This window comes from Reinekea blandensis MED297, from assembly GCF_000153185.1.
Classification (GTDB): domain Bacteria; phylum Pseudomonadota; class Gammaproteobacteria; order Pseudomonadales; family Natronospirillaceae; genus Reinekea; species Reinekea blandensis.
On record NZ_CH724155.1, the window covers coordinates 29678 to 49748 of the forward strand.

Here is a 20071-nt window from a genome sequence, read left to right on the forward strand (position 1 = left end):
CGGATGACTGTCTAAAACCGGTCACAAAGCCCTATAATAAGAAGTCATTCTGCAGTGGTTTCTCATGCGCGGTTCGCGTGCATCAAGTGGTGAGTTTGCGGTTTATGACGGCGTTTTCTCCGGAAAGTTTCGTCATCAGCTGCACACAGCACCCTTTTCTTGAGAACCTGGAGAACACCATGAACATTGTCATTGTAGGAGGCGGAGCAGGCGGGGCCGAACTGGCCACCCGACTGGGACACAAATACGGCAAACGAAAAAAACACAACATTACCCTCATCGACAGAAACAACACCCATCTGTGGAAGCCGCTGCTGCACGAAGTCGCCAGTGGCAGCCTGGATATGGGCGTTGATTCACTGAGTTATCGGGCCCACGCTTACAACCATCATTTCCGCTTCAAACTGGGCTCCCTTGAGGCCGTTGATCGGGAAGCGCAGGAAATCACCCTGTCACGGTTGGTGGACGAGGACGGTAACGAAATCCTGCCGGAACGGAAGCTGCCATACGACATACTGGTACTGGCCCTGGGCAGTGTCACCAACGATTTCGGCACGCCCGGTGTGCGTGAACATTCGATTTTTCTGGATGCCCCGAAACAGGCTGAACGCTTTCATCGCAAGTTGCTCAATGGCTTGCTCAAGCTGAACCGCAGCGCCATGACCGATCGTGATGCCGCCTATCGAATCGCCATTGTCGGTGGCGGTGCCACGGGCGTTGAACTGTCGGCCGAATTGCACCACACCTTTAACACCATGAAAGCCTATGGCCTTTCCGAACTGAAAACCGAACAGTTAAAAATCAGCCTGCTCGAAGCCGGACCCCGCATCTTACCCGCCCTGCCGGAACGGATATCGGGCTCGGCACATAAAGAGCTGGAAGAGCTGGGTGTACAGGTACGCACTCAAACCATGGTCGCCGAAGCGCAACCTAACCGATTTATCACCAAAGATGGCGAAGCCATTGAAGCCGACATTCTGGTCTGGGCAGCGGGCGTGAAAGTGCCGGATGCGTTCAAGGGGCTTGCCGGGTTGGAAACCAATCGCATCAACCAATGGCAGGTAAAGGGCACGCTGCAAACGACCGAAGATGAACACATCTACGCGATCGGTGACTGCGCCGCCTGCATGATGGCCGACGGTAAACAGGTCCCCCCACGTGCGCAATCGGCACACCAAATGGCCACTCATGCGTTTAAAAACATCTGCCGGCAGATCGAAGGCAAAGGCGAACTGACGGACTACGTTTACAAGGACTATGGCTCGCTGGTGAACCTGAGCCGCTATTCCACCGTCGGCAGCCTGATGGGCAGCCTGACCCGTGGCAGTATGATGATTGAAGGACGCATTGCCCGCTTTATGTATGTGTCACTTTATCGCATGCACCAACTGGCGCTGCACGGCTGGTTCCGCACCGGCCTAAGAATGCTCAGTGACAGCATCAACAAGGTCATCCGACCGCGTCTGAAACTGCATTGATGCGTCCTTCAGCCGTTGCCGGAATATCGGCAACGGCAACGCCTTTTCATAATACCAACCCTGCGCGAACCGAATGCCCTGTTGCTGCAACCAGTCCCGTTCCTGTTCGGTCTCGACACCTTCGGCAATGATGATCAGATTCAGCGATTGCGCCAGTTGCACAATGGTTTTCAGCAACTGAAAATCAATACTCTCCGGTGAGTCGATGGCGTTCACAAACCGTCGATCAATTTTCAGAAAATCCGGAGACAAGTTGGAAAAATACTCCAAACCGGACTGTCCAGTGCCAAAATCATCCAGCCCAAACAGAAAGCCCTGTTGTTTTAAGCGGCTAACCACGTCTTGAAAGCGGCGTCGACCGGTTTCCTGCAAGCCGTGTTCAGTTATCTCAAAACGAATATTGTTCGTGTTAAATGCCGGGTACTGCTCCGCCAATGCCACAATGGCCGACTCGGTGCGCTCATCCACATGATTCGGTGACAGATTGATGCTGATGTAAAAATCGTCAGGTAGAGTGCCCCCGTCCAGCGACTTAAAGACACGCTCAGTCAGCACACGGGTCAGGGTTTTAATACGCCGGCTTGCTTCGGCCGCCGGTATAAACTCGTCAGGGTAAGCGACGGTTCGGCCGGCACGGCGCCAACGAGCGAGCATTTCAGCACCCACCCATTGACCTGTTTCCATATCGACAATTGGCTGCAACTCCGGCTCAAACTCGTGCTGTCTCAAGCCAACCTGAATCTGATATTCAATGGAATTAACCTTGTTGTGGCGGTAGGCCAACCAACCCCAAGCCGCCAACAGGCTAAGGGCGATGAACAGGCTGACCTCCGGTAAGCGCTGTTGAAGTGCACTCAGATAGGAGGGCGGGTTATAGAAATAACCGACTGATACGGATGGGTATTGCAACGAGGTCTGAGTCATCAAGCTGCGACGCTCTATCACGTCAAATTCCGGATCGCCCTGTCCTAAGCCTTGCTCCAATTGCGCTATCTCTCCGGAGTTTAACAGCCCATTCATTGCAATGTGTTTTCGGGCAAAACTATTAAACAACACAATGGAATCGCCAATTGGAATATTCTGAGCCAATGCTTGGCGTAAGTAAGTCGAAGAGATCAAAGATACGATCAATGTGTTCTCAGAACCCGGTCGATACGCCAAAACGCCGGTTTTGCCAACCAAGCCAATGTACTCTTCACCGCTCAGATGCAAACCTGAATGCTGCAAGGGTAAATCAAGAGATAAGTTGCCCAGATTGCGCAACCAATTGGTACAGCGAACCTCATTGAACTGATTCACCATTGCAAAGGCTTCAACGCCAGGAAGGTCATAACTCAGACGATGCATCAAATTCCGGGTCTCGGCATCGCAATGATCGGAAGCAATTTTCAAATTGATCAAGGCACCATTCAGATGATCCAGAACAATTTCAAAATTACTCAGTGTTTCCTCGGTCAACTCCGCTACCTGTGTTTGCTTTTGCTGATGATCGACCGCTAAAACCATCAAACTGTAACTGCTGAACGGAATCAGTAGCAGAGCTAACGCGACCGCAATACTGAGCCAGTCTCGTAATGTGTTTAGCCAAGTTACCTTCACAATGTGACCCTAACGAAAAATTCTTTGGCAGATAAATTTCGATCTCCTTTCCCAGTGTCGACTGCAATCCCAGCTAGTCTCGAGGTAAAACCTAGTAGACAGACGCTTGGTTATATGACCATTCAGTGACAATTTGATGACAACCGTTTACTGCAACGCTTAAGCCTCTCTAGATGTCAGAACTTTGGCGCAAACAGCACCGATATTGCCCATTAAAACTTTATGACAGTAATGAAATGTTCGGTGTCACAAAACGTTCATCAAATTCACACACCCTCGCGCCGCTATCGTTTTAAACCTCAAAGAATCTCTGCTTATGAAAGTGAAACACAAGCTCATCATCCTGGTCTGCTTTCCAGCGCTGATCACGCTCACTTTGGCAATCGGCATTAGCCGGACGATGACACTTTTATCCGAGTCCACCGATACGGTGATCGAGCAACGACTCAAGCCCACCTTGTTGTTGAAAGAAATCAACACCCTCTACTCACGTGACATTATCGATCTGACGCATAAAACCCGAGCCCAGATGATGTTCTGGGACGAATCCGACGCTGCGCTTACCGCCGCTACGGCTGAGTTGGACAATTTGTGGACTCAGTACCGCAACCTACCTTTATCATTGGAAGAACAGGTTCTGTTAGATGAAAACGCATTGGCCTTTGAACGCGCTGAGAGCGTGGTCAATCAATTGCGCCGCTTCATCGACGACAAATCCAGCTACTCAATGGGTACTTTTGTCGACCTGGAGCTCTATGGAGAAATTGAGCCCATCTTGACCCTGTTATCGGATCTGATCGATCTGCAGCAAGCCAAAGCCGAGGAAACCGCGACTGAAGCCAATGCCCTGCGACAACAGAATCAGCTGTTTCTGATCATTCTTGGCGGCAGCCTGATATTGCTCAGCTCGATTCTGGGCATTTGGATCATCCGTGGTCTGCAAATCGATCTGAACCAACTGCTGACGGCCATTACCCACATTGAACGGACTCAAGATCTCTCTGTACGAACCGGATTGAACAAACGCGATGAGTTCGGTGACATGTCTCGGCGCTTTGATCGGATGATGGATGGCTTCGCTGCTGTCATTGAACAAACGCAACAATCAACAAGCTCTCTGCAACAGGCGACCGAAACCCTGTTGCAAGTCAATGAGGACAATCGAACGCAGAGCCATCAGCAGCGTACCTCACTGTCGTCGAGCGAGTCCGCCATGCAGCAACTGGGCGAATCTGCCGGCGTGGTGATGCATCACGTTGAACAGACCCACGCCCTTGCCGCTAACGTTCGTGAACTGTCCGAAAGTGGGAATCAAGCCGTCATCAACACCGTTCAGACCATCAATCAGGTTTCCGATCTGGTGTCTAACACCTCCGAGAGCATGGCGGCCCTGCGCAGCCACATCGAGGAAATCGGGACCGTTGTCACCGTCATCCGGAACATTGCAGAACAAACCAATCTACTGGCGCTGAACGCCGCCATCGAAGCCGCTCGTGCCGGTGAACAGGGTCGGGGCTTTGCCGTCGTGGCCGATGAAGTTCGCAGCCTCGCCAGTCGAACCGGTGAAAGCACAGCACAAATACAAAGCATCGTTGAACAGATTCAGTCCAGCACCCAGTCAGCCTGGGAACTGATGCAACGCGGAGAACAGGCCACGCACGACGCGGTCAGTCAAGCGGAAGACTCCGGAGAGAAAATTGAACGCATCACTGCACAGTTTGGTGTAATCGAAAACAGCGCCAATGCGATCAAGGAAGCATCCATGAGCCAAACGCAGACGATTGAAGAAATGCGACGTCAGATAGCGGCGCTCAGTCACCTGTCTGAAGACGGCGAGCGCCTATCAGAACAAGGGATGGAGGTTGCACGATCAATGGCAACCACGGTCGAGGACGTCGGTCTTAACATCGGTCGTTTTCGTTTGACTCAGGACGAACCGCGTTCTTAACAGGAAAGTCATCTTTGTCGACTAGGGTATCGACCATTCCCTTTGGGTTGGAGCAAAACATGAATCAACGACTGTTCGCTGCACTTGAACACCAGGTTATTGCTATCTTTGATCAGCACGGCTGCCCCGCGCATTGGCCAGAACTGGCAGACTTTCTGCGCCGAAAGGCTTCGATCGGTTTACGGGAAATCGGTCGTCAAACCTACCTGGTTGCCGACAACGGTTACGATCCGCAAACCTTCGGACTGAACCGATCGTATGTGGTGATGCTGAAACTGGATGCGCCGCTCAACCTCAAAACACTGACCGAGCCAGACTCATCAGCTGCTGCAGCTTAAACTGACCGATGCCGGGTGCTCCGGTGCCCGGTGCCACACCACCCACTCATCGCGTGATTCAAACGGCGACTGCAGCGCCGCAAACAGGCTTTCAAATGGCGCAAAGTCCTGCTGGTGAGCGGCATCGATGACGGCCTGCAAATGATGTGTTCGGGCAACTGTGGCCGGATTGACCGCGAGCATCTGTTCCTGGCGGCACTGATCATCGTTGTCCAACTGTGGCTGGATGTCAGCAAACCAGCGTTTAAACCGATCCCGATCCACAAAGTCATCTGCCAACGTTACCCAATCCTGCAAAGGTGTCGACGACAGCTCCCGAAACTTCAGATGGAAGTCCTGCTGCTCTGAGTTCAACAGCTGTGTCCACTCATTGATCTGCGCCATCGTCAGCACTGTGCCTGGGCGAGCACCCAACCGTTTGGACATCAGACGTTGATACGCCTGTTGATACAGATCGTGATACTCAGCCAGACATTCGGCCAAAGCTCGCGCATCCGAAACCGTTGACAGGGCCTGCCCAAGCCGCTGTAGATTCCACAGACCCACACTGGGTTGCTGATCGAACGCGTACCGACCCAACTCATCGGTATGATTAAACACCGCGTTCAGCTGTGTCTGATCCAAAAACGCATAAGGCCCATAGTCGAAGGTTTCGCCGAGGATGCTCATGTTGTCGGTGTTCATCACACCATGCACGTAACCATAGGCTTGCCAGCCGGCGATCAGGGTCGCCGTGCGTGAGATTACGCTCTTAAACAACGCGACCACCGGATCTGTCGCCGTGGCGGCCTCCGGGTAATGATGACGGATGACAAAATCGATCAATGCACTGAGTTTTTCAACTTGGCTGGAAAACGCAAACCACTCGAAGTGACCGAACCGGATGTGACTTTCGCTGACCCGCAGCAACGCCGCTCCGGGCTCCACGGTTTCCCGATACACCGCCTCGCGACTGCCGATGAGTGCCAGGGCGCGCGTGGTCGGAATGCCCAGCCCATGCATGGCTTCCGAACCCAGAAACTCCCGAATGCTCGAACGCAAGACAGCACGACCATCGCCAAAACGACTGTAGGGCGTTTTGCCAGCCCCTTTGAGATGCATTTCCCAGACAGTGCCGTCCGGTCGTTGCCATTCACCGAGTAACAACCCACGACCATCGCCCAGCTCCGGATTCCAGCCACCAAACTGATGACCGGCGTACTTTTGCGCGATCGGTTCATGCCCCTGAAACAACGCGCGTCCGGAGAGGACGGCGAGCAAATTGTCATCAGCCTGCGCCGGAAACTGAAGGGCTTCGGCCAGCTCAGCGTTCCAGCCCACCCAATAAGGGTCTGGCAACGGTGTCGGCATCACCTTGCTGTAGGTGTCTGGCAGTTCATTCAGGTATCGGGTGGTGAACACTCTGGTGACTCGTCGAAGGGTGTCTTTGCAGTATACGAAGACTGAGCCAAAAAAGACGGGGCTTTACTTCAATTTACCCGGACGCAAACGGCTCAAAAACGGCCGACACTGAAAACGCATGGAAATCGCATCGAGTGGAACAGGATGTCTAAAGGTTAAGAACCCGCCATGCGAACCAAGGCATCGCCTTCAAACCGGTAATACTCTTTATCGGTGACCAATCGGGCACCGATACTTCGATAGTACTCACCTGCTGTAGGATTGGTTCTTTCTGCGGTCCAATCCATACGCCAACAATGGTGATCAACGGCCAGTTTTGCCAAATATTTAATGAGGGTTAAACCAACACCTTGACCTCGGGCCGATGAGGATACAAACAGCTCTTTCATATACAGCTGCCCGGATTGCTTTGGTGCAGGGTACATGATGGCATAGGTAGCAAAGCCGATTATCGTCGTCTCTTCATAGACCGCAACGATCTTGACTCCAGAGTGCTCGGAAAACACTTGCTGTTGCAGGTAGTTCTTCAACTCTTCCTTAGTCGCCGCCTGCTCGCCGAAGTAATAGACTTCGAGTTCGCGAAAGATATCGACGAGATCAAGGCAGTGATCACGGCTCAGATGTTTTATATCCACTCGGATTCCTCTCTATTCATAAACTGGAGTTCATATCATGGTGGTCGCCGTCAAAAAACGAAACCAGCACTGCTTATTCTTTCGGGCAACGATAACGTCCTTACAATGTCGTCCAGAAGTCTGTCGTTCCTTAAGCTCGATTAGGCTGTTTGAAGACCTCAGCCCTTGGTAAACTCCACTCATCTGAGAATACGGCAACTCAAATGCGCGCAATCCTTCGAATAACTCCCTTGTTGATCATTTGTCTACAGGCACAAGCTTGGGATCGTGAACCAGCCATTGCGGCCTCCGTGGTCAGCCTGTTGGTTTGGAATCCAATGCAGTTAAACGGTGTTGGCTTTGACCAGATGAGTGATCATGATTTTGACCGGACTCGCATGCTGTGGCTTTGGGGTTTCGATGACAGCATAAAAGAATGGGGATGGCTGACGTTGGAGGGTCATCTGGAACTGGGTTTTGGTCAAACGACACCCACCCCTCCCGACGTATCAATTGGCTTAACCCCTATCCTGGAATGGACCGTTGAACGGGGTCCATGGCGGGGATTTGTCGAAACTGGTCTCGGTGCACATTACCTAACCCGAACCACGCACGAAGACCGCGATCTGTCGACACACTTCCAGTTTGGTGAGACATTAGGAGCCGGTGCCCGATACAAAAACCTACAGCTCAGTCTGCGTTTTCAACACCTGTCGAATGGCGATATCGTCAAACCGAATAACGGATACAACTTCTATGGCATCGCGCTAAAATTCTGGTACTGACGCGATGCCATAATCTGCGGTTAAAATCAGACCATCAGGTTCGCGACGGTTTTCAGAATATCGGCTTCACGTTGATGCAGGTAGCCGTCACTGACCGCCAGCTCGCGTAACATAGTCAGAACGTGCGCATCACTTTTCAATGCCGGGACTATCGGTTCCAGATAGGCGGTAATCTGGTGTTCGGCGAGAGCGTCACGACTGCGGGCAATCATGTCATGGTGAAAAGCCGACTTCGATTGTGAGCTTTTATCCCAGGGCAGTTCGGCCAACAAACGATCGAACAGTTCCTGTTCTTCCATTTTAACTTTGCCGTCAGCCTGATAGAGCAAGGTGGCGAGCTTAATGATCGCTTCTGACTTTTCCTGATCAACGGTCTCGCGCAGCTCCAGCCACTGCAGCAGTTCTTTTAGCATGGGATGGTTCCTTGTCTGTTGTTATCGTTATAGGGCGTTCAGTCTACTGAAAGCTCAATATGCTGAACAGCCAAAAACGAAATCATGCTAGTGTCCTGAGTCAGGGCACTAACTTAATCAATGCGCGACACTCTGTACCGTTTCCCGCAACCAATAGCGGGTTTTCGCGGTATCCGAAACCTGTGGCGTCTGGTAACTGTCCAAGCCACTCAACCAGGCATCCACCACGCTTAAAATAGGCTCCGGTGCGTGCAACTGCGGTTCAGACTGCTGATACCCTTCGGCTTTTTCCCACTCACTGACCAGATCGTATGCCTGATGAAACGCGTACCGGAACGAGTGCGTTTGCGGTAATGCCTGTTCAAAGAAGGCCCGACCGAAAAAGGTGAAGTCATTATCGTCGCTGCAACCAAAGGAGGTTCGATCCGCCCGGGCGGCGGTAAAGATCAGCGTGTTCGGATCTTTAAGCTCAGGTATGAACCCACCGGAAAAGCACGCACTGATACCGATGATTTTATGTTGCACAGGCAAGTCGGCAAGCACCGTGGCCAAATGCGACGCCGGCAGATCGGTCAATTCGATCTCCGGGTGTTTCAGCGACAACTGATGATCGCGGCTGCCATGGCTGGTCATGTAGACGAACAGAATGTCCTCTGGATTCATCTTCTCCGCTATTGCTTCCAGTGCGCGGGTAATCGAGGTTATGGTCGCCAACGCAAACTCGTCCGAGGTTTCATGGCTGTTGATCAGCACCTGCGTTCTGTCGACGGCTTGAAACTCACGTTCAAGCAACTGCTGAGCAAACAACACTTCCCGTTCAAATACCCGTTGTGAGCCATCCCCGGCAACGCCCAGAAAATACAGTTCGGTCTGTTCCGGATCACCTTGCGCAATCTGTTGCAGTGATTTTTCCAGCAGATCAGTCTGTGTATAGAGCGCCCGTTCGGCGGCAGGGCTTTGGTACTCACCGGTCGGTTGAAAACGTTGTTCATCCTGAAACCACTGCCCGCTGATGGTGTCACCGCTTTCAGCCAAGGTCAGCTCCCCTTGGCCGTGGCGCTGTTCACCCATCAGATACCCGACATAGTGGTCCCCGTTTGCATAGGTGACGGTCATGCGACCACTGGGCTGGCCCCATTCGAAGTCGCCTTCAATGACCATGCCCTCAGCCGTTTCCAACACGCCCTGACCGTGAAACATGCCGTGCTGAAAATCTCCCGTGTAGGTTCGGTTGTTAGAGCTCAGTGCCCCCTGACCGTGATAAGACCATTCCTGAAACTCACCCTCGTAACGTTCATCCTCGCCATCGCTGTAGGTGCCGGCGCCGGTCAGTTCACCCTGTTCAAACGTGCCTTCCCAAACCTGACCATCAGCGGTCACCACTTTGCCGGTGCCGTGCAGCAGACTGTTTTCAAAGGTTCCTTCGTAGCGGGTGCCATAAGCATCGATTTGATGACCGCTCACCAGCTGGCCATTGTCGAACTGCCCTTCAGATTGCTGACCCGTAGCCGCGGTCAGGTCGCCGGGTCCTGCTGGCACACCTTCAACAAACTCACCTACATAGCGGCGCCCATCCGACCAGACCCGTTCACCCAGCCCGTGCATGCGCCCGTCACGAAAGGCGCCCTCATAATAAGCGCCGTCCGGCCAGGTTAATCGGCCCTCACCGTGAAAACGCTGATCCTGCAGTTCCCCTACGTAGACACTGCCATCCGGCAAGGTTATCGATTCCGCCAAGGCCAATGGCAAACAGCAGTACAACAGGAGTATCCGTAGAAAAGGCATGCACCATCCTTGTCATTTTAAAAGGTTTAGTCGACATCATACCGGGCACTCGCGAACAGAAACAACAAACCCCGGCTCAAGGGCCGGGGTTTTCAATCAGCAGATTACTCGAGTCTGACGTCAGGCCGTTTCCGCGGTCCGGGCCGTCAGGTTCACCCGGGCCGCAGCGCGACCAACCGCGGAAAGCAACGCCTGCAGGTTGGCGGTGGTGGTGTCTTCGTGAATGTAGGCGGCCACCGATTCTTCGCCGTCCACCGTGACACAGACACTGGCAATGGCATCTGAGTCGGTGCCTTGGCGCAGGGCGTGTTCATCGAACTGAGTGACCTTCATGGTCACCCCATAATGCTGACTGAGCGCGTCAGCCAGGGCTTCCAAAGCGCCTTGCCCGCGGCCTTTCAGCTCCAACGGTTCCGCGGCTTCAATACGGAAGGTCGCGACCGTTTGGGAATCCTGATTACTCAGGTCGTAGCCGCGCAGATCCCAACCGTCCGGCACCTCAATAAAGTTCTCATCAAAGAGCTTCTTGATTTGCGGTCCACGTAACTCGGCACCGGCATCTTCGGCCGCTTTCTGCACAATCTTGGACACATGACCGTGCATCCATTTCGGCAGTTCAATGCCATGATCCCGCTCCAGCACGTGCGCTACACCGCCTTTACCGGACTGTGAATTAATGCGCACGACCGCCTCATAGTCGCGACCCAGATCGGCCGGGTTAATCGGCAGGTAGGCCACTTCCCAATGCGGTAACTGTTTCTCGTTGTGATACTGCAACGACTTGCGGATGGCGTCCTGATGCGAGCCGGAAAAGGCGGTGTACACCAACTCACCGACCCATGGGTGGCGAGGATGCACCGGCAAATCGGTCACATCGGTGCAGACATCAATCATTTCCTGCACATTGCTGAAATCCAGTTCAGGATCGATACCCTGCGAATAAAGGTTCATGGCCAATGTGACCGTATCCATGTTGCCGGTACGTTCGCCGTTACCCAATAACGCCCCTTCCACACGGTCGGCGCCGGCCATTAAACCGAGCTCGGTTGCGGCCACACCGCAACCGCGATCGTTATGTGTATGTAATGACACGATGACGTGGTCACGCTGCGCCAGTCCACGGCACATATATTCAATCTGGTCGGCAAACACATTGGGTGTGCTCATTTCTACTGTGGCCGGCAAATTAATGATCACCGGTTTGGTGGCCTGTGGGTTCCAGGTTTCAATGACCTGGTTACAAACATCGATGGCGTAGTCCACTTCGGTACCGGTAAAGCTCTCCGGCGAATACTGGAAGGTCCACTCGGTCTGTGGGTATTTGGCTGCATAGTCCTGCACCCACTGAGCGCCCTGTACGGCAATGCGGGCGATCTCATCTTTGTTCATGCCAAACGTCTGTTCACGCTGGACCGTCGACGTGGAGTTGTAGACGTGGACAATGGCTTTTTTTACACCGTCGAGCGCTTCGTAGGTTTTCTGAATCAGATGTTCGCGCGCCTGGGTGAGCACCTGAATCGTGACGTCATCCGGAATCAGATCCTCTTCGATCAACTTGCGGGCAAACTCGAACTCCGGCTGCGCCGCCGACGGAAAACCAATTTCAATCTGTTTAAAACCCAACTTCACCAACAGCTGGAACATGCGAACTTTTTGTTCGACGGTCATGGGTTTGATCAACGCCTGGTTGCCGTCTCGAAGATCCACCGAACACCAGATCGGGGCTTTGGTCAGCTGCTTGTCGGGCCAGGTTCGGTCACGCAGGGCTAGAGGCGCATAGGACTTATATTTACGATGATCAAAAGACCCGGCTTCAGCCATTTGCTGTGCCACGGATTTGCTGTCGTTTGCCTGTGAAATACTCATGTTGATCCCTGCGTTCATCTGGTTCGGAAAGTTTAGCGGATACGACGGCGAAAGGTACGACCAGATGGGGGCTGGACGTACCTTTCTGAAATCGTTCTGTTTTACACCGAGGGTATCGGATTGTAGGCGCGGATTTCGCGTGGCTGAGTGGATAAGGCATCACCGCCGATAAGCTGTGTGTGCAAAACGCTCAGTGGGTAGGCTGAGCGTCAAACCCGTCTGTGCCTGACTGATGAAAATAATACGAAGATCCCCCCGCAATGTCCTTGCGTTTTTTGTCTATTTCTTTATTTTTACGCAATAGAACGTTAAAAAATATCATATTTAAGCAATAAATCATCTTAAAGGTTAATAATCATGGCGGGCTCCCCTCAATTGGACCGGTTTGACCGACAGATTCTCGACTTGTTGCAGCTCGATGCCGGCCTGTCGAATCAGGAGATTGCCGAGCGGGTTGGGCTGTCGGCCTCCCCCTGTTCCCGGCGCATTCGCAGCCTGGAAGAGCGCGGATTTATTGATCAGCGCATCACGCTGGTTAACCGCAAAGCCGTCAACCTGAACCTTGTCGCGATTGTCGGCATTCGCATGGACAAACACACGCCCGATCGCTTTGCCCGCTTTGAGTCAGCGATTGCCGACATTGATGAAGTCATCGAATGCTTTCTGATCACCGGGCAGGATTCGGATTACCAGCTTAAAGTTGCCGTGCCGGACATGGATCACTACCACAATGTGCTGCTGAAGCAGATCACCACCATTGATGGTGTTGACGGGGTGCATTCCAGCTTTTTGCTCCGGGACATCATTAAAAGCAAACCCCTGCCATTGAAATACCTCGACCACCGGTAAAGTCGATTAACCATGCTCATCGTCTGTACATTCTGATGACGTACACGAGAATCGAAAATTCAGTATACTCGGGCCGTTTTTTTAAGGATTCAGTGACCTCTAATGATGCCTTCTTTGAAATCTCGCCTGATGTTGATGGTCCCCGTCATCGGACTGGGCATACTGATCGATCAACTCAGCAAGGTCTGGGCCGTTCGCTTTCTCATGGGCGGTCCGAGCTTCAGCTTTGTCGGCGATACCGTTCGCATTGGCTACGCCGAAAACCACGGCGCCTTTCTCGGCATGGGCAACAGCCTCAGCCCTGAACTGCGGTTTGTCATTTTTACCGCACTGGTAGGCTTGTTTCTGCTGGGACTGCTGGTCTATATGCTGATCGGCAAAGAGATGGACCGGATCAGCCTGTGGGCACTGAGCCTGATTTTCGCCGGGGGATTCAGTAACTTTGTTGACCGTGCCTTAAACGACGGCGCGGTTGTCGACTTTCTCAACATGGGCATCGGCGGCTTGCGAACCGGCATATTTAACATTGCGGATGTCTACATCATGATCGGCGCCGGGCTGGTCCTGATCGGTCAGTGGTTTGTGGAGCGCCATAAAAAGCAATCGAATGCCACAGATTGAGACGTCCCTGAAAACGCTGGGGCTCAGCCTGGCGACACTGTTGCTCTGTGCCTGCGCACAACTGCCGCAACCGATCACACCGGACGCCGGGTATTCTGTCACACCGGTGTTTTTTGCGACCACCCGCAATGACACCGCACGCGAAAATCTCAACAAGCGGTTCGGTTCCGAACGGGCGGACGTCAGCTATGGCGTGAATCAGGTCGCGATTCCTGCCGACTATCCTCGCGCCCATTCCGCATCGTTTATTCTCTGGAACATGACGTTGAAACGCGACCCGACCGACCAGGTCACGTTGCTCGACAGCCAGCGACAAACCAAAAAAACATTCTTCGATGGGTTAACGACACTGCAAGACCAAAGCGATGAACCCATACTCGTGTTCATTCACGGGTTTAACACGCCTTTCGAACGTGCGGCCCGCATTACCGCCAAACTGGCCTACGACCTCAATCTAAGTGAACCACCGGTGTTGTTCGCCTGGCCATCACACGACCGTGCTTCTACCTACCCCGCAGACGAAGACAACCTCAGCTGGAGTCAGCCATACATCACTCAGTTTTATCTGGACCTAATGACGAATCTGCCGGAGCGCAACTTTGTGTTTATCGGCCACAGCATGGGGACCCGGGCCATGGCCGCCGGGCTAATGGACCTGCTGGAGGTACAACCCACGCTGCGCCATCGCATTGAAGGCGTTGCCTTTGCGGCACCGGACATCGATCGTGACATTTTCGCCCGCGATATTGCGCCAACCTTGGTTCGCTTTGAACTGCCGATTACGCTGTATGCCTCACGCAAAGACCTGGCCATGTTCGCCTCCAACCGGCTGCATAAACAACCCCGAGCAGGCTACGCTGGCGAGGACATTCTGGTGATGCCCGGGATCGACACCATCGACGCCAGTTATGCCGAAGCCGAACTGATCGGCCATGAATATTTTTATCAGGGCAGCCACACCATTCTGGATCTGTATCAATGGCTCATTGAGGGCAAACCGCCCGAGGAACGCCGTCAGTTAGTCCCGGTTTATCACAGGGATGGACGTTACTGGCAGATTCAACCAGAAGACAAGCCAGAAGAGGGTTAAGCACCTGCAATTTGTGGTACGTTGAAGCTTCCGAACATCACCCTGATTCGAATGCCATGACCGACACCACTCAAACCTTCTGCGGCCAATGCCATTGCGGCAATATTCAGTTCGAGGCTGATCACGAACCTGCCACGCTGACTGAATGTAATTGCTCACTTTGTCATCGCTATGGCGTGCGCTGGGCCTATTTTAAACATCGAAAGGTCCGGATTACGGTACGTGACCGCCCGACGGAAACCTATTGTTGGGGGGATCGGATGATCCGTTTTCATCACTGCCCAACCTGCGGCTGTGTGACGCATTATACCGGCGTGACGGACACGCCTGACCCCGATGAACGCGTCGCGTTAAACGCTCGCTTGGCGGATCGCCACCTGACCGAAACCATCAGAATACGTCACTTCGATGGTGCCGATACCTGGACTTTTCTGGACTGACCGGGAGCCAATTTTTATGAGCACATTTATCTTAAACCATCACACGTTTCATCCTAGTAACATCATCTGCATCGGGCGTAACTATGTCGAACACATTCACGAACTCGGTAACGACGTTCCCGACGATATGGTCGTTTTCAACAAACCGGCGTCCTGTGTTCGTGACATTCTACTCTCCGAACAAGGCGAACCCCTGCATTACGAATGCGAGCTGTGTCTGTTGATTCGCGGGGGCCGAATTGCCGGCGTGGGTCTTGGTCTTGATCTGACCAAACGCGAACTGCAATCGCAATTAAAGACAAAAGGGTTACCCTGGGAACGTGCAAAGGCGTTCGACGGTGCCGCCACCTTCAGTCCCTTTATTGATACACCCGCTGATCTGAATCGGCTGCGCTTCACACTGCACATCGATGAGGTGTTGGTTCAGGAAGGTTCTCCGAGCCTGATGATGTACCCGCCTGAGGTTATTCTGGCAGAACTGTCTCGCTTCATGACACCGAATGACGACGATATTATTATGACCGGAACGCCCAAAGGGGTTGGTGTCGTCACCGCAGGATCTCGCTTCACAGCCAGGCTCTACGATGATGATCAGTGCCGGATCGAACACACCTGGGTCGCCCAGTAAGGAAACGCGATGAACCTCACCTTAGTTATTGGAAATAAAAATTACTCAACCTGGTCGCTTCGGCCCTGGTTGTTATTGAAGGCCTTCAACATCCACTTTGAAGAAGTATCGGTCTCCTTAAAAGACGACGGCCTGCGCGATCGCCTGCTGGAATTTTCGCCAACCGCTCGGGTGCCGGTGCTGAAAGAACGCGATTTGGTGGTGTGGGATTCCCTGGCCATCTGCGAGTACATCAGTGATGTGCATCTTGAAGGCGCCGGCTGGCCCCATACGCCTATCGACCGGGCCCGCGCACGCGCCATCACCTGCGAAATGCACACCGGTTTTAATGCCCTGCGTGGCGCCATGCCGATGAACATCCGCGCCAAGCGCCAGGTGAACATCACGCCAGAGGTCGCACAGGACATTGCCCGTATTGATGAGATCTGGTCCGCACACCACCACTCAGGCTGGCTGTTTGAAAGCTTCGGCATTACCGACTGCTTTTATGCCCCGGTCGCGTTCCGGTTCGAAACCTATGGCATCGAGTTAAGCGAAGCCGCCCGTCAGTATCAGCACCGGTTGCTGGCGCATCCGGCCCTGAAAAGCTGGGTCGATGACGCCTTAAAAGAAACGGAAATCGTAGACGCCGACGAAGCCGGCGAACCACGATAACGCCCGGTTACTTAGACGGAGCCTTAGCACCGGTCAGTGCCTTCAGCCAATGATGGTTAAGCGCATGAACCAACCGATGCACCGTTTTTTCACTCACCGCTCCCAGACTCAACAGGGAGCGGTTGCGCAACGGCAAGTCGTCAATCATCGCTTCCATCATCAGACGGTTTTCTTCCGGCAGATCGCCCATGGTTCCGCCCAGTTCTTCCATCAGGGTTCGTTTTAACCGCCGCCCCAACCAGCGGTGCTGAACTTCACCGATGGTTGAATTGACGTGAAACGGCCGAGTTGGCACCGGCGCAGGCACCTTGTGACCCAGCAGTGCCGCAAAGGCCGACTCGCTGAACTGTTCTGGGTCCGGATTGTAGTAGGCCGTCAGAGTTTCATCGGGTTCACGTCGTTCGTGGTCGGTTACTACAGCGATGCTCTGCTGCAACCGGATATCCTCTACCGATGCCGCCACTGAGAGGGTGTAATCGTCCGTTTCGACTCGCCATTGTCCGGTCTGAACATCCCAGAAAGAAAAGTCCCGCGCGCTCAGAACAAAACGAATCACACAGGATTCACCGGCTTTTAAAAACACTTTTTCAAACTGACGCAGTTCCTTTTTCGGACGCGGTACCGACGGATGCGCTTGCCCGACATAAAGCTGTACCGTTTCATGACCGTCTCGATCACCGCTGTTGATCACTGTCATCGACACGGCGATGACACCGTCATTTCGCAGATCGTCACCTTCGATTTGCAGATCCTGATAATCAAAACGGCTGTAGGACAACCCATGACCAAATGGGAACAGCGGTGGCACGCCTGCCGTGTCATGGTAGCGGTAACCGACCCAGATGCCCTCACGGTACTGACTCTGACGCAAGGTTCCCGGGAACCACCGATCACTGGCAACATCCGCCTGCTCCGCCGGGAACGTTTCGGCCAGCTTCCCACTTGGATTGGCTTTGCCGAGTAACAGACGGGCAATGGCCTGGCCACCGGCCTGACCACCCAGGTAGGCCTCAAAAATGGCCGGGATTTTATCCACATGCGGAATCACGATCGGTGCCCCATTCTGCAAAACCAGCACCAGCTTATCGGCATGAGGCAACAAGGCCTCAATCAGGTCGCGCTGTTGACGTGGCAGTTGCAGATGCTTCCGGTCAAAGCCTTCGGACTCATATTCAGGCGTTAATCCGGCAAACAATACAATGGCATCCGCCCGTTCCGCTTCAGCCAACGCATTCAACTTGTGCTGATGAGTTAAGTCGCCTTTCAGCCGGTAGCCTTCCTGATACACCCAATCAATGTCGGGAGCTTCCTGCTTCAGTGCATCCAATGGCTGAACCAGTCGATACGGATTGATTTGCGAACTGCCGGAACCTTGGTAACGCGTTTGGTTCGCCAACGCCCCCAAGACCAACACCCGACCGGAGTTTTTCAACGGCAGGCGGTTGTCGTCATTCTTCAGCAAAACAGCGCCCTGCTCGGCGGCTTCTATCGCCAACGTATGATGCTCTTCAAGGTTGGCTTGACGGGGATGCGCATCTTCGTTGGCCGTTCGCGCCCGGAGAATCAGCTTCAGCACTTCCCGTACGGAGCGGTCCAGATCGGCCAAAGTCAGCGACCCGTCATTAATGGCTGCGATAATCTTGTCGGTGTTGACCCGACCATTGTTTGGCATGTCCAGATGCTGCCCGGCGCGAATACCGTCAACACGATTGTTGTTGGCCCCCCAATCGGTGACCACCAGCCCATCAAAACCCCATTCCGTTCTCAGAATGTCGGTCAGCATTTGCGGATGTTCCGCGAGGTAGGTGCCATTGAGTTTGTTGTAGGCACACATAATCGTCCACGGTTGCGCCTGCTTAACGGTGGTTTCAAACGCGGGTAAATAGATTTCCCGCAGCGTGCGTTCATCAACGATGGCATCGACCGTCATACGACCGAACTCGTGATTGTTGACCGCAAAGTGTTTCAGACTGGCCCCGACGCCCTGACTCTGAAGCCCCTGCACCCAGGCCGTGGCTATTTGCCCTGCTAAAAAAGGATCTTCGGAGAAGTACTCAAAGTTACGCCCGCCCAGAGGATGTCTTTTAATATTCACTCCCGGACCGAGCAACACACTGACCGATTCGGCCCGCGTTTCTTCGCCCAGCGCCACCCCAACCCGTTGCAGCAGGTCGCGATTCCAGGTAGCCGCCAGCGCTGACGCTGTTGGAAAGCAGGTGGCCGGCACTGAGTTTTGCAACCCCATGTGATCGGCACCATCGGGCTGTTTGCGCATCCCATGCGGGCCATCGGTCACCATGATGGAGGGCAGATTCAAACGTTCGATACCCTGCAGGCGCCAAAAGTCTTTGCCTGAACACAGCAGCGCTTTTTCTTCGAGCGTGAGCTGGCTCAGTAACGTATCCAGTTCATTATCATCAATCATAGTGGATCAGGTCTCCGATTCAGTGTTCAGGGATGGCGATTGCGGCGCTAACCCATCGATCAGCAACTTCAGCAATATCGGGTTCAGGCTCGCGGCTTCGTCGGGTTGCAGCTCAATCAATGCCGAGCTGCGTAATAGCATTCGATGGTGGAACGCCTGGATGGCGTTCGACAGGGTCGTACCCAGCTGTCGGGCATCCAAATCTGAGCGGATCTGCCCGACCTTCTGGCCACGTTGAATCAGGACCGTTAAACGATCGAAGAAGCCGTCATCGGTTGAACGACTCAAGCGTTCGCGGAAGTCATCGGGAATGCGATTGCCGGCAAAATAGGCGTCAAACTCAGCAATGAAGCGATCGTCCAGCTCTCCGGCCGAGTCCAGGTGCAGAGATTCAAGGAGTTCACCAATGGCATCGCGGTAGCTCAGATCAGGCTGTTCAAGTAATCGATCCAGCTGCTCACTGACACTGGAGAATCGCTCGGCGAGGGCTTTTTCAAGAATCGCAAAGCCCAGGTCAAACTTATCCCGATAATAGCGGTACAGCGTATTGCGGCTCATACCAACGGCCGCAGCGATGTCTTTCATCTGCGTATCGAAAAAGCCCAGTTCGCCAAAACAGCGCTCCGCTTCGGTAAGAATTTTCTGACGGGTAGGCTCCGTCTGATAAATCATACGTTGAGACATGCGTTATGTGACACGTGTAATATTTGTCAGAAATGTAGTTGAATGCCTGGCAAAACGCAATCACAGAAACGATATCCTCTATCCTTCACGGGCCTCACCAACAGCGAATCCCCCCATTTATCGGGGCTCTCCGGATTGGTAAGCCCTGACTTCAATCGCAAAGCCCCTGAAGAAACCGCGCCATGTCTTCCAGCTGGTCAATTTCCCGGCGAGCTAGATCCAGCACATCGAGGTACTCCGCGAGATCCGTGAGCGTCGCTTCCCCGCCGCCTTGATTCGATTCCCGGACGGACTCGAGAATGGGCTCCAGCAGTTCAATTAGTTGTGGGACCGGCGACATGAACGGGCTGGCGTTATAAAGAGGACGGGAGGCGAGCTGCTCACGGCGCTGTCGGGCTTTTGACAAGGAAACAATGGTGGTCATACGGCTTTCTCCGCCTGCCTTTTTGCACA

Annotated in this window: 19 protein-coding genes; 10 read left to right on the top strand and 9 right to left on the bottom strand. The window is 53.5% G+C overall.

The features are described from left to right. The first annotated feature begins 179 nt into the window (after positions 1 to 179). Entirely contained in the window at positions 180 to 1478 is a 1299-nt protein-coding gene (locus MED297_RS19525) for an NAD(P)/FAD-dependent oxidoreductase (RefSeq protein ID WP_040557751.1), read from the top strand. On the opposite strand, the gene MED297_RS19530 is transcribed toward MED297_RS19525, so the two are convergent. Beyond that, positions 1419 to 3077 (bottom strand): EAL domain-containing protein, encoded by a 1659-nt coding sequence (locus MED297_RS19530; RefSeq protein ID WP_040557721.1) that lies wholly within the window; start codon positions 3075 to 3077, stop codon positions 1419 to 1421. The genes MED297_RS19525 and MED297_RS19530 overlap by 60 nt on opposite strands. Positions 3078 to 3393: 316 nt before the next feature. Between MED297_RS19530 and MED297_RS19535 the strand changes: the two genes are divergently transcribed. Together MED297_RS19535 and MED297_RS19540 are read left to right on the top strand one after the other, a co-directional pair. Then, positions 3394 to 5025, top strand: a complete 1632-nt coding sequence (locus MED297_RS19535) for a methyl-accepting chemotaxis protein (RefSeq protein WP_008048106.1) — start codon at positions 3394 to 3396, stop codon at positions 5023 to 5025. A gap of 59 nt (positions 5026 to 5084) precedes the next feature. Further along, a complete protein-coding gene (locus tag MED297_RS19540; RefSeq protein WP_040557722.1) occupies positions 5085 to 5363 on the top strand; it encodes a hypothetical protein in 279 nt (92 codons plus the stop codon). On the opposite strand, the gene MED297_RS19545 is transcribed toward MED297_RS19540, so the two are convergent. Both MED297_RS19545 and MED297_RS19550 read right to left on the bottom strand, forming a co-directional pair. After that, entirely contained in the window at positions 5346 to 6764 is a 1419-nt protein-coding gene (locus tag MED297_RS19545) for a protein adenylyltransferase SelO (protein WP_008048109.1), read from the bottom strand. The two genes, MED297_RS19540 and MED297_RS19545, sit on opposite strands and share 18 nt — an antisense overlap. Positions 6765 to 6919: 155 nt before the next feature. Beyond that, positions 6920 to 7399: a GNAT family N-acetyltransferase gene (locus MED297_RS19550; RefSeq protein ID WP_008048121.1), complete on the bottom strand. Its 480-nt coding sequence runs from the start codon at positions 7397 to 7399 to the stop codon at positions 6920 to 6922. A 203-nt stretch (positions 7400 to 7602) separates the two neighbouring features. Here MED297_RS19550 and MED297_RS21640 point away from each other — a divergent pair, with 203 nt between their 5' ends. Further along, on the top strand, positions 7603 to 8163 hold the full coding sequence (locus MED297_RS21640; protein ID WP_083779495.1) for an acyloxyacyl hydrolase: 561 nt from the start codon (positions 7603 to 7605) through the stop codon (positions 8161 to 8163). Positions 8164 to 8189: 26 nt separating this feature from the next. Here MED297_RS21640 and MED297_RS19560 read toward each other — a convergent pair whose 3' ends face one another. The 3 genes from MED297_RS19560 to leuA form a co-directional block, all read right to left on the bottom strand. Further along, a complete protein-coding gene (locus MED297_RS19560) occupies positions 8190 to 8576 on the bottom strand; it encodes a tellurite resistance TerB family protein (RefSeq protein ID WP_008048123.1) in 387 nt (128 codons plus the stop codon). Positions 8577 to 8693: 117 nt separating this feature from the next. Beyond that, positions 8694 to 10361: a C13 family peptidase gene (locus MED297_RS19565; protein WP_083779496.1), complete on the bottom strand. Its 1668-nt coding sequence runs from the start codon at positions 10359 to 10361 to the stop codon at positions 8694 to 8696. A gap of 120 nt (positions 10362 to 10481) precedes the next feature. After that, positions 10482 to 12227, bottom strand: coding sequence for a 2-isopropylmalate synthase (leuA, locus tag MED297_RS19570; protein ID WP_008048125.1), 1746 nt, complete (start codon positions 12225 to 12227; stop codon positions 10482 to 10484). Between the two features lie 357 nt (positions 12228 to 12584). Here leuA and MED297_RS19575 point away from each other — a divergent pair, with 357 nt between their 5' ends. The 6 genes from MED297_RS19575 (at position 12585) to MED297_RS19600 (ending at position 16509) form a co-directional block, all read left to right on the top strand. After that, entirely contained in the window at positions 12585 to 13076 is a 492-nt protein-coding gene (locus MED297_RS19575; protein ID WP_008048126.1) for an Lrp/AsnC family transcriptional regulator, read from the top strand. A gap of 114 nt (positions 13077 to 13190) precedes the next feature. Next, positions 13191 to 13697, top strand: coding sequence for a signal peptidase II (lspA, locus tag MED297_RS19580; protein WP_202594576.1), 507 nt, complete (start codon positions 13191 to 13193; stop codon positions 13695 to 13697). Then, on the top strand, positions 13684 to 14787 hold the full coding sequence (locus MED297_RS21645) for an alpha/beta hydrolase (protein ID WP_008048128.1): 1104 nt from the start codon (positions 13684 to 13686) through the stop codon (positions 14785 to 14787). Before lspA ends, MED297_RS21645 begins: the two co-directional genes overlap by 14 nt. A gap of 56 nt (positions 14788 to 14843) precedes the next feature. Beyond that, entirely contained in the window at positions 14844 to 15227 is a 384-nt protein-coding gene (locus MED297_RS19590; protein WP_040557757.1) for a GFA family protein, read from the top strand. Positions 15228 to 15243: 16 nt separating this feature from the next. Beyond that, positions 15244 to 15855 carry a fumarylacetoacetate hydrolase family protein gene (locus MED297_RS19595; RefSeq protein WP_008048130.1) on the top strand — a complete coding sequence of 204 codons (612 nt, stop codon included), beginning with the start codon at positions 15244 to 15246 and terminating at the stop codon, positions 15853 to 15855. Positions 15856 to 15864: 9 nt separating this feature from the next. Beyond that, positions 15865 to 16509 carry a glutathione S-transferase family protein gene (locus MED297_RS19600; protein WP_008048132.1) on the top strand — a complete coding sequence of 215 codons (645 nt, stop codon included), beginning with the start codon at positions 15865 to 15867 and terminating at the stop codon, positions 16507 to 16509. Between the two features lie 7 nt (positions 16510 to 16516). On the opposite strand, the gene MED297_RS19605 is transcribed toward MED297_RS19600, so the two are convergent. From MED297_RS19605 to MED297_RS19615, 3 genes are all read right to left on the bottom strand, one after another. Further along, entirely contained in the window at positions 16517 to 18934 is a 2418-nt protein-coding gene (locus MED297_RS19605) for a glycoside hydrolase family 3 C-terminal domain-containing protein (RefSeq protein WP_008048133.1), read from the bottom strand. A gap of 6 nt (positions 18935 to 18940) precedes the next feature. Beyond that, positions 18941 to 19618 carry a TetR/AcrR family transcriptional regulator gene (locus MED297_RS19610; RefSeq protein WP_050762966.1) on the bottom strand — a complete coding sequence of 226 codons (678 nt, stop codon included), beginning with the start codon at positions 19616 to 19618 and terminating at the stop codon, positions 18941 to 18943. Positions 19619 to 19769: 151 nt separating this feature from the next. Beyond that, positions 19770 to 20042 carry a hypothetical protein gene (locus tag MED297_RS19615; protein WP_008048136.1) on the bottom strand — a complete coding sequence of 91 codons (273 nt, stop codon included), beginning with the start codon at positions 20040 to 20042 and terminating at the stop codon, positions 19770 to 19772. Positions 20043 to 20071 lie beyond the last annotated feature (29 nt).

Bases quoted from the DNA above. Each gene is read 5' to 3' on its own strand.
- MED297_RS19525 (WP_040557751.1), top strand. From the start codon at position 180: ATGAACATTGTCATTGTAGGAGGCGGAGCAGGCGGGGCCGAACTGGCC.
- MED297_RS19535 (WP_008048106.1), top strand. From the start codon at position 3,394: ATGAAAGTGAAACACAAGCTCATCATCCTGGTCTGCTTTCCAGCGCTG.
- MED297_RS19540 (WP_040557722.1), top strand. From the start codon at position 5,085: ATGAATCAACGACTGTTCGCTGCACTTGAACACCAGGTTATTGCTATC.
- MED297_RS21640 (WP_083779495.1), top strand. From the start codon at position 7,603: ATGCGCGCAATCCTTCGAATAACTCCCTTGTTGATCATTTGTCTACAG.
- MED297_RS19560 (WP_008048123.1), bottom strand. From the start codon at position 8,576: ATGCTAAAAGAACTGCTGCAGTGGCTGGAGCTGCGCGAGACCGTTGAT.
- MED297_RS19565 (WP_083779496.1), bottom strand. From the start codon at position 10,361: ATGCCTTTTCTACGGATACTCCTGTTGTACTGCTGTTTGCCATTGGCC.
- leuA (WP_008048125.1), bottom strand. From the start codon at position 12,227: ATGAGTATTTCACAGGCAAACGACAGCAAATCCGTGGCACAGCAAATG.
- MED297_RS19575 (WP_008048126.1), top strand. From the start codon at position 12,585: ATGGCGGGCTCCCCTCAATTGGACCGGTTTGACCGACAGATTCTCGAC.
- MED297_RS21645 (WP_008048128.1), top strand. From the start codon at position 13,684: ATGCCACAGATTGAGACGTCCCTGAAAACGCTGGGGCTCAGCCTGGCG.
- MED297_RS19590 (WP_040557757.1), top strand. From the start codon at position 14,844: ATGACCGACACCACTCAAACCTTCTGCGGCCAATGCCATTGCGGCAAT.
- MED297_RS19595 (WP_008048130.1), top strand. From the start codon at position 15,244: ATGAGCACATTTATCTTAAACCATCACACGTTTCATCCTAGTAACATC.
- MED297_RS19600 (WP_008048132.1), top strand. From the start codon at position 15,865: ATGAACCTCACCTTAGTTATTGGAAATAAAAATTACTCAACCTGGTCG.
- MED297_RS19605 (WP_008048133.1), bottom strand. From the start codon at position 18,934: ATGATTGATGATAATGAACTGGATACGTTACTGAGCCAGCTCACGCTC.
- MED297_RS19610 (WP_050762966.1), bottom strand. From the start codon at position 19,618: ATGTCTCAACGTATGATTTATCAGACGGAGCCTACCCGTCAGAAAATT.
- MED297_RS19615 (WP_008048136.1), bottom strand. From the start codon at position 20,042: ATGACCACCATTGTTTCCTTGTCAAAAGCCCGACAGCGCCGTGAGCAG.